The 16,319-nt window shown below is 73.6% G+C and carries 10 protein-coding genes; 4 read left to right on the forward strand and 6 right to left on the reverse strand.

The window, feature by feature from the left end; genetic code table 11:
* Positions 1 to 106 precede the first annotated feature (106 nt).
* From ACFC51_RS09105 to ACFC51_RS09120, 4 genes are all read left to right on the forward strand, one after another.
* Positions 107 to 1,558, forward strand: a complete 1,452-nt coding sequence (locus tag ACFC51_RS09105) for a PLP-dependent aminotransferase family protein (RefSeq protein WP_376368032.1) — start codon at positions 107 to 109, stop codon at positions 1,556 to 1,558.
* Positions 1,559 to 1,845: 287 nt separating this feature from the next.
* Complete coding sequence (gene gntD, locus ACFC51_RS09110) at positions 1,846 to 2,928, forward strand: guanitoxin biosynthesis L-enduracididine beta-hydroxylase GntD (RefSeq protein WP_376527766.1); 1,083 nt, start codon at positions 1,846 to 1,848, stop codon at positions 2,926 to 2,928.
* 94 nt (positions 2,929 to 3,022) lie between these two features.
* Positions 3,023 to 4,291 carry an ATP-grasp domain-containing protein gene (locus ACFC51_RS09115; protein ID WP_376368028.1) on the forward strand — a complete coding sequence of 423 codons (1,269 nt, stop codon included), beginning with the start codon at positions 3,023 to 3,025 and terminating at the stop codon, positions 4,289 to 4,291.
* Between the two features lie 138 nt (positions 4,292 to 4,429).
* Positions 4,430 to 5,728, forward strand: coding sequence for an MFS transporter (locus ACFC51_RS09120; protein ID WP_376368026.1), 1,299 nt, complete (start codon positions 4,430 to 4,432; stop codon positions 5,726 to 5,728).
* 328 nt (positions 5,729 to 6,056) lie between these two features.
* Here ACFC51_RS09120 and ACFC51_RS09125 read toward each other — a convergent pair whose 3' ends face one another.
* The 6 genes from ACFC51_RS09125 to ACFC51_RS09150 form a co-directional block, all read right to left on the reverse strand.
* Complete coding sequence (locus ACFC51_RS09125; RefSeq protein ID WP_376368024.1) at positions 6,057 to 6,365, reverse strand: acyl carrier protein; 309 nt, start codon at positions 6,363 to 6,365, stop codon at positions 6,057 to 6,059.
* 110 nt (positions 6,366 to 6,475) lie between these two features.
* A complete protein-coding gene (locus tag ACFC51_RS09130; RefSeq protein WP_376368022.1) occupies positions 6,476 to 7,120 on the reverse strand; it encodes an FMN-binding negative transcriptional regulator in 645 nt (214 codons plus the stop codon).
* A 26-nt stretch (positions 7,121 to 7,146) separates the two neighbouring features.
* A complete protein-coding gene (locus tag ACFC51_RS09135) occupies positions 7,147 to 8,643 on the reverse strand; it encodes a M17 family metallopeptidase (protein ID WP_376527769.1) in 1,497 nt (498 codons plus the stop codon).
* A 21-nt stretch (positions 8,644 to 8,664) separates the two neighbouring features.
* Positions 8,665 to 10,614 (reverse strand): carbamoyltransferase, encoded by a 1,950-nt coding sequence (locus ACFC51_RS09140; protein ID WP_376527772.1) that lies wholly within the window; start codon positions 10,612 to 10,614, stop codon positions 8,665 to 8,667.
* A gap of 71 nt (positions 10,615 to 10,685) precedes the next feature.
* A complete protein-coding gene (locus tag ACFC51_RS09145; RefSeq protein WP_376368016.1) occupies positions 10,686 to 11,804 on the reverse strand; it encodes an acyl-CoA dehydrogenase in 1,119 nt (372 codons plus the stop codon).
* Complete coding sequence (locus ACFC51_RS09150) at positions 11,801 to 16,249, reverse strand: amino acid adenylation domain-containing protein (RefSeq protein ID WP_376527774.1); 4,449 nt, start codon at positions 16,247 to 16,249, stop codon at positions 11,801 to 11,803. Before ACFC51_RS09150 ends, ACFC51_RS09145 begins: the two co-directional genes overlap by 4 nt.
* Positions 16,250 to 16,319 lie beyond the last annotated feature (70 nt).

Raw genomic sequence — 16,319 nt, forward strand, 5'->3', positions numbered from 1 at the left:
GGACCGGCGCCTCCACGGCTCGGTTCGCCGTCGCTTCGAAGCGCCGACCGTTGAAGCTACTCTCGGCGCGGACCTCGTCCAATGGCCAATAGGAGGAAGACCGAAGATGCCACCTGTGGAAGGGCCGACGCCCGGGCAGAGGGCCAAGCCGCATCTGGCCCTGCCGGTGGTCCTCGACCGTGAGGACGGCCGGCCCTTGGTGGCGCAGCTCGTCGGGACACTGCGTGAAGCGGTGCTCTCGGGGCTGTTGCCGCCCGGTGAACGGCTCCCGTCGACCCGTACCCTCGCGCAGGACCTCGCCGTCTCCCGCACGGTGACCGCGGAGGCGTACGTCCGCCTGGAGGCCGAGGGCTTCCTGGAGAGCCGCTCCGGATCCGGCACCTATGTCGCGCGGCTCAACGAGGCGGCCCGGCAGATGGTCGCGGCCCCCGCCGCCGCAGCCGTGCCCGACCCTACGGCGACGGCGGCGCCTCCGGCGCTCAGCCTGCGCACCGGCGGGACCGGACCGGTGCAGGAGGGCAGCGACGGCTGGGCCCAGGCATGGCGGGCGACCGCCCGCACGGTGGCCCCGACCCGCTATCAGGACGCGGCGGGCCTGCCCGCACTGCGCGCCGAGATCGCCGCCTACCTGGCCCGGGCCCGCGGCCTGGTCTGCGCCCCGGACGACATCGTGGTGACCACCGGCACGACGCAGTCCATGGACCTGGTGCTCCGCACCCTTCTGCGGGCCGGCGACACCGTCGCCTGCGAGAACCCGGGCCATCCGGTGGTCCGTTCGCTGATCCGGGCCCACGGCCTGGACGCGGTGCCGGTGCCGGTCGACGACGACGGAGCCCGGGTCGACGTGCTGGCGGGCCTGGACCCGGCGCCCCGGGTGATGCACGTGACGCCCTCGCACCAGTTCCCGCTCGGCGTGCGGATGAGTGTCGGCAGGCGGCTGGACCTCGTCATGTGGGCGCGGGAGCACCGCTCCTGGATCCTGGAGGACGACTACGACAGCGAGTACCGCTACAACGGCCCGCCGCTGCCGGCGCTGGCCGGCCTCGACCGGGACCGGGTCGTCTACCTCGGGACCCTGTCGAAGGTCCTCACCCCGGCACTGCGCTGCGGATATCTGGTGGCGCCCGGCGGACTCCCGGGCCGGATAGCAGAGTTGAAGGACATCGTGGACGGCCCGGTCAGCTGGCCGGTGCAGGAGACCGTGTTGCGGCTGCTCTCCTCCGGGGCGCTGGAGCGGCGCATCCGCCGGACCCGGCTCCACTACGCGCGGGCCAGGAACGTGCTGCGGGAGGCGCTCGAGCCCGTGGCCGACGTGGTGACGCTGACCGGCCTGGAGGCCGGCCTGCACGCCGTGCTGCTGCTGGGGGGCGGTGTCAGCGGCGTGCGCGTGGCGCGCCGGGCCGCCGGACTCGGGGTGGAGGTCGCCCCGTTGTCCGCGTTCCAGCAGGGCCCCTGCGCCACCGAAGGGCTGGTCGTCGGGTACGCCGGCCTCTCCCTGGAGGACCTCGCCGAAGCGGCCTCGCGCCTGACGAGGGCGGTCGCCGAACACCGCGTGTAGCCGGCCGGTGTCCGTGTGAGGACTTGTCCTCACACGGACACGGAGAGTGTTGGACTGGGGCGATCGGGGTCCCCCAGACTTCCGGACGGGGAGTCCCTCTCGTATACGAGGCGGGGTCCCGTGCAGGGCATCGCCCGCACGGGGACGTGGCGGGAGGCACCCCTGCTCACCGCTGACCGACCGGGGCGTTCCGCCGTTGCTCGTCGCCCATGTCGTCGGGCCCCAGAGGGCCGTACGGAGTCTTCCGCGCCAGCGCTTCAGACCTCTTCACGACAAGGATCGTCACCGTGCCGAAATTGACCGTGCCCACGGCTCCCGAGCTGACTCCGCGCGCCGCCGACAACGTGCCGTGCCTGGAGCTCACGGACGCCGAGCGGACGCAGGTGCAGGACATCGCGGACCACGTACTGGACACCGAGACCGGCGTGCCGCTGGAGCAGCGGCTCGGTCAGCTCTCCCTCCTCTCGCACGAGCTCCCGGCGCGGCTGCGGGCCACCGTCAGCCAGTTCCGCCTCACCGGGCGCCCGTTCGGCGGCTTCGTGATCTCGAACCTGCCGATCGACGAGGCCGAGGCCGGCCCCACCCCGCTGAGCTACACGGACGTCCCGGACAGCCGGGAGGCCAGACGGGCCGCCGCGTCGCTGCTGCTCCTCGGCTCCCTCCTGGGGGACCCGGTCTCCTACCTCACCCAGCAGCGCGGCCGCATGGTCCTCGACCTCTTCCCGATCGCGGGGCACGAGAACGAGCAGCTGGGCTCCAGCTCCACGGTCAACCTGGAGTGGCACAACGAGGACGCGTTCCACCCGCTGCGCGCGGACTGGATCATGCTGGTCGGTCTGCGCAACCACGACAAGGTGCCGACGACCTTCGCGCCGGTCCAGGACATCGAACTCGACGACAGGACCCGCGAGGTGCTCTTCCAGGAGCGCTTCGTGATCCTGCCGGACGAGTCGCACACCGCAGGCTTCAACGCCGGCACCACGGGCGTCGAGGAGGGCGACTGGGTCGCGGAGGCGTTCCGCAAGATCGCCGAGATGAACGAGGAGCCCCGCCGCACCTCGGTGCTCTCCGGCAACCCGGACTCGCCCTTCATCTGCATCGACCCCGCGTTCATGCCCCGTGACCTCGACCCGGAGGCGGCCGCCGCCCTGGAGGCGGTCATCAAGGGCATCGACGCGAAGCTGCGCGACGTGGCGCTCGCCCCGGGCGAGATGCTGATCGTCGACAACAAGCGCGCCGTCCACGGCCGCCGTCCGTTCGCCGCCCGCTACGACGGTACGGACCGCTGGCTGCGCCGCATCAACGTGATGGCGGACCTGCGCAAGGCGGAGGGGCGCCGCTACTCGGACCACGGCCGGGCCCTCGTCTGACCGTGCTCCCGTGGCCGGCCGGACACCTCCGGCCGGCCACTCCCTCCGCGTCCCCCCCCCACCGACCACGGCCCCACACGAGAAGGAACGTCACATGCCAGACTCGCTCCGCAGCACCGCTGAACGGCGTACCAGGGTCCTCATCGTCGAGCCGGTCTCCTCGGGCACCAGAATGGTCGAGGACGCCTACCTGCTCGGGTTCGAGGTGGTCGTGGCCAGCGCCGGGGTGGACGACCGCAGCCTCCCGTCCGGCGTCGCGGGGTTCGTGGGCACCCTGCTCACCGTCGACACCAACGACGAGCAGGCGCTGGCCGACGCGGTGGTGGCGTTCCACGCGGAACACCCGGTGGACGCGATCGTTCCCGGACAGGAGTTCTACATACCCGCGGTGACCCGTCTGGTGCACCGCCTCGGGCTGCCCGGCCTGCCGCTCGAAGCCGTCGACCCGGTCCGCAACAAGGCGCTGATGCGGGAGCGGACCGCCGCGGCGGGTCTGCGGGTGCCACGGCACGTCCGGGCGGGGACGCCCGAGGAGATCGAGCAGGCCGCCGAGGTCATCGGTTTCCCGTGCGTGATCAAGCCGGTCGAGTCCTCGGGCAGCATCCACGTCCGCCGGGCCGACACCGCCGGCGAACTGCGCGCCGCCTTCGAGGAACTGGCCGAGGACCGCCGGCTGGACCTGGGGTTCGCCACGGACACCCGGGTGGTCGTCGAGGAGTACGTGGCCGGGCCCGAGTTCAGCGCCGACGGCTACGTCCACGAGGGCGAGGTCGTGGTGCTCTCGGTGACCCGCAAACTCCTGGGCTCCGAGCCGTACTTCGTGGAGCTGGGGCACATCGTCCCGTCCGACGTCCCGGCGGACGTCGTGGAGCGCGTGACGCAGTACGTGCGGGGCGTCACCGAGGCCGTGTGCATCACCTCCGGCCCGTTCCACTGCGAGCTGCGGCTGCCCGGGGACCAGCCCGTACTGATCGAGATCGCGGCCCGGCTGCCCGGTGACCGGATCACCGAACTGGTCCAGCTCGCCACCGGGACCTCGATGTCCCGGGTGATGCTCGCCGCCTACCTGGGCAGGACGCCGCAGGAGCTCCGGGCGGAGGGCGAACGGCAGGTGAAGTGCGCGGGGATCCGCTACTTCACGGCCGAGGGGCTGACGAGCTACTCCGAGCTGAAGGGCTGGGACGACATCGCAGCCCGGCCCGAGGTGACGGAGACCGGGCTGGTGATCGCCGCGGGGGAGGAGATCCCGCCCCTGCACGACTTCCGCGGCCGCATCGGGTACGCGCTGTTCTCGGCGGACTCCCCCGAGCAGGCACGGGAGATCTGGCAGAGCCTCGGCGAGACGGTGGTCCCCGTCGCGTAGGCGGACGGCCGCCGGGCGGACACCCCGTCCGCGGCCCGCACCCTCACGACGCCCGCACCGGACCGGTGCGGGCGTCGTGCCCGTCCGCAGGGACGCACGTCCCTCCCCCTCCGAGATCCACATCCTCACGGAGTCCTCATGACCACATCCCTCTCACGCCTCACCACCCCCGTGCACCGCTACTACGCCCTGCGCGCGGTCGGCTGGACGACCGACCAACTGATCCAGTTCCTGCTGCCGGTGCTCGCCTACCAGGCCACCGGTGAACTGTCGTGGTCCGGGATCGTCCTGGCCGCCCAGTGGGTACCCCGGCTGCTGTCGCTGCCGGCCGCGGGGCTGCTGGCCGACCGCTTCCCCGAGCAGCGCATCTACTGGGTCAACGACCTCGTCAGGGTGGCGCTCGGCGCCGTCGCGACCGTGCTCGCCGTGGTCCTGGAGGACCGGGCCTTCGCCGTCGTCATCGTCTTCGCCCTGCTGGCCGGGGTCTGCTGCGAGCAGGTGCTCGTGGCGGGCGAGAAGCTGGCGGGCGCCCTCGTGGCGCCCGAGGACATGCACCGTGCGCAGAGCGTGCTGAGCGGGATCGAGCAGGGGACGCTGCTGCTCGCCCCCGTCATCGGCGGGGCCCTGCTGCTGACCGGCCCGCTGCCGATCGTGGCCGTGGTCGCGGGCCTGTTCGGCGTGAGCCTGCTGCTGAGCATCGGCCTGCCGCGCGGCCCGCACACCGGCGGACCCCGGCCGGCGCCGTCCGAGGGCTCCGCCGGGCGCCGGCTGCTGCGCGACTCGGCCACCGGCATCCGCAACGTGGTGCGGATCCCGGTGCTCCGGACCATCGTCCTGGCCACCATGTGCATCAACGTCATGCTGGGCCTGATCCAGGGTGCCGCGCCCGCACTCGCCGACCGCTACGGCCGCAGCGAAGGCGCGCTGGGCCTCGTGTACTCGGTCGCGGGCCTCGTGGCGATGGTGACGCTGACCGCGGCGCCCCGGCTGATCCGCCGCTTCGGCTTCCTGGGGGTGGCCGCCGCGAGCGCGGTGGTCCAGGGGGTCGTCTTCATCGCGCTGGGTCCCACCACCGGGTTCTTCTTCTTCGCCGCGCTGGTCGCGGTGTTCATGGCCGGCGACAGCGTGTTCAGCGTCGTCATCCGCACGCTGCGGCTTCGGGTCGTGGCGAGCGAGGAGTTCGGGCGTACGGTCGCGGCCGTCTCCCTGCTGAACTTCCTGTCGCTGCCCCTGGCCGGCGGGCTGCTGGCGGTGGCGGGCCATGCCGTGCCGCTCGTGGTGCTCATCCCCGTGGCGGGGGCTGCGGCGCTGGCCGGCCTCACGGTGCTGATGGCGCGGCTCAAGCGGTACATGGCCGCGGAGCCCGCTCTGTTCGCGACGGAGCAGCCCGCCGTCGAGGCGGACGAGGCGGCCCCGGCCGTGCCGTCCACGATGTGAACTCAGACCGTTTTTTGTTGCGGAATTATGTACGGATCGCTGAATATGAATCCGGTGTGACGGCCAGCGTCGCGAAGCGATCACTGTCCGTCACATTGCTTCGGCGTGCGGACGCCGGAGCGCATGAGCCGACCATGAAGTGGGGGAATTGATCAAATGGGTACTTCTCGGAAGGACTTGTGTACGAGGTGTGAGAGCGGTGTGGGGGGTTCGGGAGTGGCCGGCTGGCCCGGTGGTCCCGTCGTCCTGGGTGATCTGATCTGGGGCTGAGCCGACCGCCCTGACGGCCCGCATATCTATGCGGGCCGTCAGGTTCGGCGCGGGCCGCTCACAGTTCGCCGACCTCGCGGGCGTGGCCGGCCGCGGAGAGCTCCCGCACATGGCGGGTCAGGCCGCCGAGCGTGGGGTTCTCGACCACCGCCAGCACCGAGAGGGGCACGCCCAGTTCCTCCGAGAGGGTCGTGACCATCCGCATCGCGAGGAGCGACGAGGCGCCCAGAGCGAAGAAGTTGTCCTCCTCCCCGATCCGCAGACCGGGCTCCGCGAAGAGGTCGCGCCACACCGCCGAGATCCGTTCGCGGACCTCCTCGTGAGGTGTTCCGGCGGAAACGGGCGGAAGAGGATGTGCTGCGGTCATCGAAGGGCCTTTCTCGTCACGTCTGTCTGTCGTCCTGGCCCACGGCACGTCCGTGGGCGTGTCCCCGGCCGGGAGGGCGGTGCCGCCCTGACCGTGCCGGTGCGCCGTGTTCACCCGAGCCGGTCGGCGTTGTGCGCGTGCAACTGGTCCGCGACCCGTGCCGAGGAGTCGGAGGGGCGGCTGCGGAAGGAGGCGATCTGCGCGACGACGTCCTCCTCCTTCTTGTTCTGGCCGAACTTGAAGATGCCGTCGATCCGGTCGATGGGCAGTTCGAAGGCGACGATCCTCGTGCGGAACTGCTCGACCAGGTCCCGCGGCACCCGGTCCAGCGTCCAGGGCTTTTTGGGCAGCCGGCGGGCCTCCTCCGCCGCGATCAGGTCGTCGAGCTGCCGCAGCTCCTCCTCCGCGTCCATGAGCCGAGGCCGTCCGTAGACGTGCACCGCCGCGTAGTTCCAGGTGGGGAAGTGCGTCTCGGTCGCGTAGTCGTCCGGGCAGATGTAGGCGTGCGGGCCCAGGAACGCGGCCATCACCTCGGTGCCCTCCGCGAGGACCTGCACCACCGGGTTGGCCTTGGCCAGATGGGCACGGAGCCGGCCGTGGGGTCCGTGCCCCGGGCCCTTGTCGAGTACGAACGGGATGTGGGTGCCGTGCGGCCGGCCGTCCACCGTGGCGGTGAGCATGCCGAAGGAGTGGGCCTCGATCAGCGCGTGCTGCTGGGCGAGTTCCTCGGAACGGTACAGCGGGGGTGCGTACATGAGTGGTCCTCGGACGTCGGGAGGGCTCAGCGGGGGCAGAGCCAGCGGGCCAGGGTGCCGGTGCCGTACCCGGTGGCACCCGCGTTGTAGTAGCCGTCGATCCTGGGGGACCACGCCGGTTCGGTGATCTCCAGATGGGCCCAGCCGTCCGCCGGGGCGAAGCGGCGAAGGAAGGCGGCGGCCGTGGCGGCGTCGCCGCTCTCCGGTCCGGCGGCCCGCATGTTGGCGAAGGGCGCCCACAGTTCGTCGTCGTACTCGTCGACGAGCGGGAGCCGCCACAGCAGTTCCCCCGCCCCGTGTCCGGCCGAGACGAGGTCCGCCGCGAGCACCTCGTCCGTGCTCCACAGGCCGGCCGCCTTCGGGCCGAGCGCCGCCGCGACGGGCAGGCCGAGCGCGGAGACGCTGACGGTGCGGGCCGCCCCCAGCCGCGCGGCCAGGTGCAGGGAGTCCGCGAGCAGGAGACGGCCGTGCGCGTCCTCGTGGTTGACCTCGACCGTGGCGCCGGAGGCCGTCGTCACCAGGTCTCCCACCCGGAGCGCACCCGGACCCGCGGCCTTCGCCGTCGCCGGGATCAGCAGATGGACCTCCGTCCGGCTGCCGAGCGCGGACAGTGCCGCCGCTGCGCCGAGCACCGCACCGGCCCCCGCCATGTACTTCTTGGCCCCCTGGACCGCACCGCCGGACCGCAGCACGCCCCGGTCGTCGTAGGTCAGGCCCAGGCCGATCAGGGCGACGGGCGGACCGGCCGGGTCGTCGGGCCGGTAGCTGAGGCGGACCAGACGCGCCGGGTCCGCACCGCCGGCCGCCGCTGCGGCGAAGCCGGTCAGCTCCTGCGCGGCGCACTGCTGCTCGTCCCACACCTCCAGGTCGAAGCGGGCGTCGGAGGCGGCGATCGCCGCCGCCTCCCGGGCGAGCCGGTCCGGGGTGATCAGATTGGCCGGCGCGGCCACCAGCTCCCGGGCCAGCACGACGGCGTCCGTGAACACCCCCGCGCGGTGCAGGACCCGCTCCGGTGCCGCGCAGCCGAGCAGTTCGACGCTCTCGGGCTCCCTCGGCAGGTCGGAGCCGTAGTCCGCCCGGAACCGGTCGGTCAGCACGTTCCACCGGCCGCAGTGGACGGCCAGGCTCAGGCCCTCGACGACGTGCTCGACGATCTCCTCACCGCCGGCGCGCCAGGACGGGAGCGCCACGGCCACGCGCCGGTTGGGGCCCGTGGTCAGGGTCCGGGCCAGGGCGGCGCCCGCGCGCCGCGCGGTGTGCGGCGTCACCGCGTCGGGACGGCCGAGCCCGACCAGCACCAGCCGCTCGCACCGGCCCGGCACACCGGGCCCCGCCACCAGCTCGTCGGGGCGCGCCCCGAAGGAGTCGTACGCCAGCAGCCGGGCGACGGCCCCGCCGAGCGCGGTGTCGACACCGCTCAGCCACGGCTGGGCCGACGGCGCACCGCCCTCGTCGTACACGCCCAGGGCGAGCACCTCACCGGCCCAGCCGGCCGGAGCGGCATCGGAGATCGTCAGTTTCATCGTTCCTCCCGGAGACGGTGTTCAGGCTCGGGTGATGCGCAGACCGGCCAGGTACAGCACGTCGAGCTCGGTCTTCAGGAAGAGGTCCAGCGCCTCCTCGGGCCGCTCGACGATCGGCTCCCCGGGGCCGTTGAGGGAGGTGTTCATCACCACGGGCACACCCGTCCTGCGGTGGAAGGCGGCGATCGCCGCGTGGTAGCCGCCGGCCGAGGCGTCCACGGTCTGGATCCGAGCGGTGCCGTCCACATGGGTCACGGCGGGTATCCCCGTCTGCCGCACCGTCGCGTTGAACAGCATGTACGGCGAGGGCAGCGGTACGTCGCCGAACCAGTCCGCCGCGTGTTCGGCGAGCACGGCGGGGGCGAACGGGCGCCAGCCCTCACGGCTCTTGACACGGTTCACCCGCGGCCAGTTCTCCGCGTCCCGCGGGTCGGCCATGATCGAGCGGTGGCCGAGCGCCCGGGGCCCCGCCTCGCTGCCGCCCTCGAACCAGGCGACCACGCGGTTGGCGACGAGGTCGTCCGCCACACGCTCCGCCAGCTCGTCCCCGGTGCCGGGGCGCTCCACCGTGATCCGGGAGCCCGCCGCGGCGACCGCCGCCTCGATCTCGCCCGCCGTGGGAGCCGTGCCGAGGTACGGCGAGGGGAAGCGGCCCTCGTCGTCGGCGCCGGGGACCGGGTGGTCGAGGATCGAGTGGTAGACGGCGAGCGCCGCGCCGATCGCGATGCCGCCGTCGTCACAGGCCGGCTCGACGAAGACCCGCCGGAACGGCCCGTCCTTCGCGATCTGGCTGTTCGAGGGGCAGTTGAGCGCCGTGCCGCCGGACATGCAGAGCGCGGGCACCGTCAGCCCCGCCGCGCCCAGCGAGGCGTGCAGCGTACGCACCGCCTCCATCCGCACCTCCTCGAAGAGCTTCTGGGTGCTGGCCGCGATGTCGGCGTTCACCGGGGCGGTGGCCTGCTCCGGGTCGCCGTACGGGGCGAGGTCGTACCCCATGCGCTCGGCCTCCCGGCGGCAGTGCCGCAGCCAGGCGGTGGTGACGTCCACCGGGAACCGCTCCCGCAGGTCGGCGTGGTTGCCCAGGAAGCGGGACGAGTGGAAGCGCGGACGGCCGTAGGCGGCCAGGCCCATCAGCTTCCCGGCCGGACCCACCAGCCCGAGCCCCAGTGCCGCGCCGACCCTGTCGTACAGGCCGCCCAGGCCCAGGTGGTGCGGGGCGAGCGGGTACAGCGCCTGCTCCCGGCCCAGATAGAACATGCCGCTGTGGTAGCTCTCGCCCTCGGCGTAGCCGTCGTGGGTGAAGACCGCGGCCTCCCGGAAGCCGGAGGCGTAGTACACGCTCCCCGCGTGGGCCAGGTGGTGGTGGACCGCGTACCCGGGGACCGTGACCCCGTCGAGCGTCACCCGCACCGGCAGGTGGAAGCCGTACCGGTGCCGTTCCTCGGGCGCCAGCGGCGTGGCCGCGAGCTCCGTGAGACCACGGGTGCCCGCCCACTCCGGCACGGTGACGTAGTCGTCCACCCACGGGGTGACCGGCACGTCCGCCCGGTCCTGAGAGGCGTGTTCGGGATACAGGCGCGCGTAGGAGCGGCCCAGCCACGTCGCCGACAGACCGGGGTCGTAGAGGAAGTCGAGCAGGGTCCCCCCGCCCCGCTCTTCCGCCGCCCCGGGCTCCTCCTCCAGCAGCGTGCAGGGCCGGCCGAACGTGTCGCCCGGCGCGTACGCGACGGACAGCGCCGCCGGGTCGTCGACGATCAGCTCCACCCCCTGGGTGGAGCAGACCGCGACCACGTCCAGGTCCTCGGCCCGGAGACCCGCGTCGTCGAGAGCCCGGCGCACGGTGGCCACGTCGAGGGTGGCCGCGTGCTTGACCCGGGTGTGCCGCTCACGCAGCACGTAGGAGACGACGGCCCCGTCACGGAGGACGGAGACGGCCGCGTCGTGGCCGAAGTGAAGACCTAGGACGATCATCGAATCTCCAAGTGCTGCGCCACGGCGGGCGCGTCGATCGGTCTGCGGGGTGGGGTTGCCCGGGGAGGCGGTCACGTCAGGGTCAGGCCGCCGCCGCCGAGCCAGGTGTCGAGGGGCTCCCGCGCCGAGATCTCGGACGGCGGGTGGAAGGCGAGGCCCCGGCTCGCGGCCAGGGTGTCGACACCCTCCGCACTCGTCACGAACGGCATGCCGCCCGCGAGTTCCAGGGCCCGGTCGGTGGCCTCGGCGATGACGCGCTGGGCGGTGTAGCGGACGAGCAGGGCACGGCCGAGCAGGTCCTCGTCCCACCGGTGCTCGTCCACGTCCCGGGCGACCGCCTCCAGGGCGGCGCACACCGTCTCCAGCGGGGCCAGAGCGGCCACCCGGTCGCCCGGGGTGCCACGCTTCGCGGTGTACAGACGCTCCACCTGGCCGGTGGCGATGCCCAGGTAGGACGCGGTGATGAGCAGCTGGAACCAGAGGAGGTTGGAGGTGAAGGTGCCGGGCGAGAGCGCCGGGTCGCCGACCGGGACGATCATGGCGTCCGGTACGAACACCTCGTCGAGGACCACCGCGTCGGTCTGGGTGGCGCGCAGGACCCGGTTGCGCCAGAACGGCTCACGCCGGATCCCGGGCCCGTCCGCCGGGATCACCAGCATCAGCAGCCGTCCCTCCTGGCCCGTACCGGCCGGTGCGGTCGCCGTCATCGAGAGCAGCCCCATGGACCGGGTGAGGGAGCAGGGGCGTTTGGTGCCCGACACCGTCAGCCCCCCGTCGGCGGCCGTGACCTCGATGCCGGGCGTGAACAGGCTCCGGCCCACCTGTCCCTCGGCGCCGCAGGAGGCCACCAGATGGCGCTTCCCGGCGATCTCCCGGAGCACCTCCCCGGCGTCGTCGCCGAGCGCGCCGGCCAGCCAGGCGACCTTGTAGTGGTGCATGGTCGTCGCTACGGCCAGCGCCGGGGCCCGGGAGCCGACCGCCCGCTGGAGCCGTACGCCGTCGCGGCAGCCGAGCCCGGCGCCCCCCAGGCTCCGGGGGACGAACAGGTTGCCGCCGCCGGCCCGGCGGAACTCCTCGACCACGTCGCCGTCCGGATCCTCGGCGCCGGTGATCCCCAGCTCGGCGAGCCACGCGTCGAAGCCGGGCAGATGGGCGTCGAGCAGGGCGCGTTCGACGGACAGGGGCCTCATCCCCGTGCTCCTCTCGGGCGGTCGGCGGCGGGGGCGCCCGAGCACAGCGCGCCGATCCGCCGGGCCAGCCGGGCCGCGGCTCGTCCGCGCACCACCGAGAAGTGGTCCTCGTCGACGGTCTGCACGGGGCCGGGATCGTCCACGACCTCGTCGAGCGGCAGCAGCCCCGGGAAGCTGTGGCGGGCGGTCCGCCCGGCGCGGATCAGCAGCCACGGCTCCACGGACGGTCCGGCCGGTGTGCCGGGGTCCCAGGGAACCGGCGTGTGGCGTTCCAGCAGCTCCGAGTTGTTGCGGTACACGGCGAACAGCCGGGACAGCTCCGCGGGTTCGACGGCGCGTCCGATCAGCCCCTGGGCGAACAGGGTGTCGTGGGCGGCGAGCAGCCGTTCCTCGTCGGACAGGTCCGGGCCGGTGTCCGGGAGCCGTCCGGCGAGGTCGCTCCGGCCGAGCAGGTCGCCGAAGAACCCGGCCAGCCGGACCCCGACCGGGGTCGCGCAGCCGTTTGGGCGTCCGACGAAGGAGTCGATCGTGGTCAGGGAGGCCGCCGGCCGCCCCTCCTGCTCCAGGAGCACCGCCGTGTGCAGGGCCACGGTGCCTCCCAGGGACCAGCCCACCAGGTGCAGCGGACCGTTTGGAAGCCGCTCGACGAGTGTCTGCGCGTACTGCTTCGCCATGGCGTCGAGGCTGCTCGCGGGCTCCTCGGCGCCGTGCAGTCCCGCGGCGCGCAGGCCGTGCAGCGAGACCCGCGCGGCGAGGTCCGGATCGGCCGTCAGGGCGGACACGGCCTCCTCGTAGCACAGGACGTCGCCACCGACCGGGTGGACGAACACCACGTGCTGGTCACCGCTGCCGCCGAATCCCACCAGCGGACCGGTGTCCTCGGCCCGCGCCCCGCCGTCCGCGTCGGTGAGCAGGGCCGCCTGGGCCCGCACGGTCCGGTGGCGGAACAGCGAGGCCAGCGGAAGCCGCCGGCCGAAGGCCGTCTCGATCCCGCGGAAGAGCCGTACGGCGGTCAGCGAACTGCCGCCCAGCGCGAAGAAGTCGTCGGTGACGCCTCCCGCGGCCGGGCCCAGGAGTTCCTGCCACAGGCCGAGCAGCCGGGCCTCCACCGGGGAGGCGGGGCTCTCCGCGCGCCCGCCCGCCGCGTCCGGCGAACCGGGCTCCCCGGCACCGCGCACCGTGTCGGCGAGCAGGCCGAGGAGCGCCTTGCGGTCCACCTTGCCGTTGCCGCTCAACGGCAGTCGGGGCACCTCGACGATCGTGGCGGGCACCATGTACGGGGGCAGGGTGGTGCCGAGCTCCTGCCGCAGCGCCGGTCCGTCGGGAGCGGCCCGGGCCGTGTCCACCGAGGCGCCGGGCACGTCCCGGGTGACGAAGGCGGCGAGGTACGGCTGGCTGTGGGCGGTGTCGACCAGGGCGACCGCGGACCGGATCCCGGCGCAGGCGGTCAGCTTCGCCTCGATCTCGCCCAGTTCGACCCGGTAGCCGTTGATCTTGACCTGGTGGTCGGCGCGTCCCAGGAACTCCAATATGCCGCCCGGCCGGTAGCGGGCGCGGTCGCCCGTCCGGTACAGCCGGTCACCGGTCACCGGGTGCCGCAGGAACGACGCGGCGGTGCGGCCGGGCTCTCCGAGATAGCCGGTGGCCAGGCCGGCGCCGCCGATGTAGAGGTCGCCGGGCACCCAGGCCGGGACGTCGGCCATGGCCCGGTCCAGGACGTGCATGGTCTGGTTGGCCAGCGGAGTCCCGTACGGCACGCTCTGCCAGCCGGCGGGGACGCCGTCGACAGGGTGCCAGTTCGACCAGATCGACGCCTCGGTGGCGCCGCCCATGGCGATGACCTCCGCGCCGGGGCAGTACTCGGCCAGCCGGTCCACGAGCGGCAGGGGCACCCAGTCACCGCTCAGCATGATCAGACGCAGCGGTGCGAGGAGTTCGCGGGTCTGCTCCCCGAGATACTCCAGGGTCAGGGCGAGCAGGGCGGGTACCGAGTTCCACACGGTCACGCCGTGGCGCCGTACGCTCTCGCCCCAGGCCTGCGGGTCCGGTACGGCGCTCTCCGGCGGGCACACCACGGTGCCCCCGCAGCCGAGCACGGCGAACTGGTCGAAGACCGACAGGTCGAAGGCGAGCGAGGAGACCGCGAGCACCTTGTCGGCGGCCGTCAGGGCGAACCGCCCGGTGAGGTCGAGCAGGGTGTTCACGGCCGCGCGGTGCGAGATGTCCACCCCCTTGGGGGTGCCGGTCGACCCGGAGGTGTAGATGACGTACGCACTGCGGTCGAGACCGACGCCGGCCTCCGCCGGGACGTCCGGGGACCCGGACACGGGCCCGGCGGGAGCGGCCGTGCCGGGGGAGCGGTCGAGGACGACCGTGGCCACGCCGTCGGGGAGTCCGCCGGGCGTTGCGAGCCCCGCCCCGGTCACCAGCGCCCGGGCGCCGCTGTGCCGCAGCACCGTGCGGACCCGTGCCTCGGGCCAGCTCGGGTCGATCGGTACGTACGCACCCCCGGCGCGCAGCACCGCGAGGACCGCCACCGACTGGGACCGGCCGCGGGGCACCCGCACACCGACCAGCTCGGGACGGTCCGGGGTCCGGCCGACACCCAGCTCCCGCAGGCGGCCGGCGAGCTCGGCCGAGGCCGCGTCCAGCCCGGCCCGGCTCAGCGTGCCCTCGGCGTCGTGCACGGCGGCGGAGTCCGGCGCGGTACGGCACGAGCGCAGGGCGAAGGAGTGCAGCTCGCCGGTGGGCAGGGGCGTCGCGGTGGCGTTGGCCCGGACGCGGCCGGCCAGCTGGCCGGCGGGCAGCGGGGCCGGGGCGGTACCGCCCCACTCCTCGGCGGCGTCGGCCAGCGCCCGCAGCCGTTCGCCGTGGTAGGCCGCCAACTCCTCGATCAGGCCGGACGGATAGGCGCTCTCGGCGTAGTCGAGGTTGCAGACCAGCTCCCCGCCCTCCTCGTACACCTGGTGGTCGAGGAGGATCTGCGGCGTGCTGATGGAGCTGTGCACCAGCTCGGCGCCGGGCAGCGGCAGCAGGAAGCCGCCGGGGGCGCCGTCGACCAGATCGAGTCCGCTGGTGAAGACCACGGGAGCCGGACTGCCCGTCCCCGGCCGGCGGCTCTGGAGGGAGCGGCTCACCTCCACGCCGGACACCTCCAGGGCGGAGAGGTCCGCGTACAGGCCGCTCTGCAGCCGGCGGCACCGGTCGGCGAAGGAGAGGCCCGGCTCGTCGGGGCCGTAGCCGATGAGCACGGTGGTGCTGGCGTTGCCCCAGACGCGCGGGAGCTCGGGGTGGCTGCCGGGGCGGTGCGAGGCCAGCACGGTGACGGCTCCGGCGGCGCCGTCCGACCAGCGGTGCAGGGCCTCGACGAACAGGGTGAACAGCGCGCTTCCCGCCGGGAGTCCGGCGGCCGCGGCATGGGCCCGGAACCGGGCCCAGGACACGGTGTCGAGACGGGTGGACAGCCGGCGCAGCGGGGCGCCCGGGCGGGGCTCGGCGGCGGGCTCCGCCGTGGCCCCGGCAGCGGGCGCGACCGCGGGCCGGGACGGAAGGGCGGGGGGCGCCGGGAGCAGGTCCGCCCTGCGCTCCCAGTAGCGCAGGGCGGAGTGGTGCGCACCGGTCGCGCGACGCTCCTCCAGACCCCGCACGTAGTCACGGAAGGAGAGGCCCAGCGTGTCCGGGAGGTAGGACGGCTCGACACAACATCGGGCCAGCTCGGTGAAGAACAGCTGGGTGGTGACGCCGTCGAAGGCGATCAGCCGCAGGGCTATCTGGAGCCGGGCGGTGCCGTCGGGCAGCAGCACGTGGCGCAGGAGGAAGGGGCGTCCCTCGGCGTACGGCGGCAGGTCGTCCGTGAGGCGTTCGCGCAGCGCCAGCAGTCCGGCCCGCGCCCGCTCGCCGGAGAGGGCGGTCAGGTCGTGCCGGTCGACCAGGGAGGGCTCCTCGCCGCTCCCCGGGACGGGCAGGATCCGCTGGGTGCCGTCGGTGAAGACCGCGAGCCGCAGCGCCCCGTGGGCCCTGCGCAGCAGGGTGAGGGCCGTCTGCAGGGTGTCCGCGTCCGGGAGCGACCCGGCGGGGAAGGCGTACTCGTGCACGAACACCGCGGGCGCCGGGTGGTCGTAGAAGTCCTGCTCACCGATGAGATAGGCCTGCTGGAGGTCGGTCAGGGAGAAGGCGGCGCCGGCGGAGCGCGGGTCGGCCGTGAAGTGCCAGGCGTCCTCGGCGGCCGACCCCGCGGCGTCCCGGCCGTCCTGGTCCTGCTCCGTACGGCGCAGCAGCTCGATCAGATCGTCGCGGCAGGCACGCACCGACCGGCGGAGTTCCTCGGTGAGCGCGCCGGGCGGCGCCGAGTAGCGGAGCGCTCCGTCCTCCAGGTGCAGGACGAGTCCGGCGGCGTACAGCTTGTCGCGGACAGCCGCTGCTGCGGAGAGGGGTGAGCCCGGCATAATTCGTCTCCATAAACCGTCGGGGGAACGATTGAATACTGGTGTGCCGAAGGGTGCCTGTACAGGCTCG

The sequence above is a fragment of the Streptomyces sp. NPDC055962 genome (assembly GCF_042270185.1).
Lineage (GTDB): Bacteria > Actinomycetota > Actinomycetes > Streptomycetales > Streptomycetaceae > Streptomyces.

Bases quoted from the DNA above. Each gene is read 5' to 3' on its own strand.
- ACFC51_RS09130 (WP_376368022.1), bottom strand. From the start codon at position 7,120: ATGTACGCACCCCCGCTGTACCGTTCCGAGGAACTCGCCCAGCAGCAC.
- ACFC51_RS09105 (WP_376368032.1), top strand. From the start codon at position 107: ATGCCACCTGTGGAAGGGCCGACGCCCGGGCAGAGGGCCAAGCCGCAT.
- ACFC51_RS09125 (WP_376368024.1), bottom strand. From the start codon at position 6,365: ATGACCGCAGCACATCCTCTTCCGCCCGTTTCCGCCGGAACACCTCAC.
- ACFC51_RS09120 (WP_376368026.1), top strand. From the start codon at position 4,430: ATGACCACATCCCTCTCACGCCTCACCACCCCCGTGCACCGCTACTAC.
- ACFC51_RS09145 (WP_376368016.1), bottom strand. From the start codon at position 11,804: ATGAGGCCCCTGTCCGTCGAACGCGCCCTGCTCGACGCCCATCTGCCC.
- ACFC51_RS09115 (WP_376368028.1), top strand. From the start codon at position 3,023: ATGCCAGACTCGCTCCGCAGCACCGCTGAACGGCGTACCAGGGTCCTC.
- ACFC51_RS09150 (WP_376527774.1), bottom strand. From the start codon at position 16,249: ATGCCGGGCTCACCCCTCTCCGCAGCAGCGGCTGTCCGCGACAAGCTG.
- ACFC51_RS09135 (WP_376527769.1), bottom strand. From the start codon at position 8,643: ATGAAACTGACGATCTCCGATGCCGCTCCGGCCGGCTGGGCCGGTGAG.
- ACFC51_RS09140 (WP_376527772.1), bottom strand. From the start codon at position 10,614: ATGATCGTCCTAGGTCTTCACTTCGGCCACGACGCGGCCGTCTCCGTC.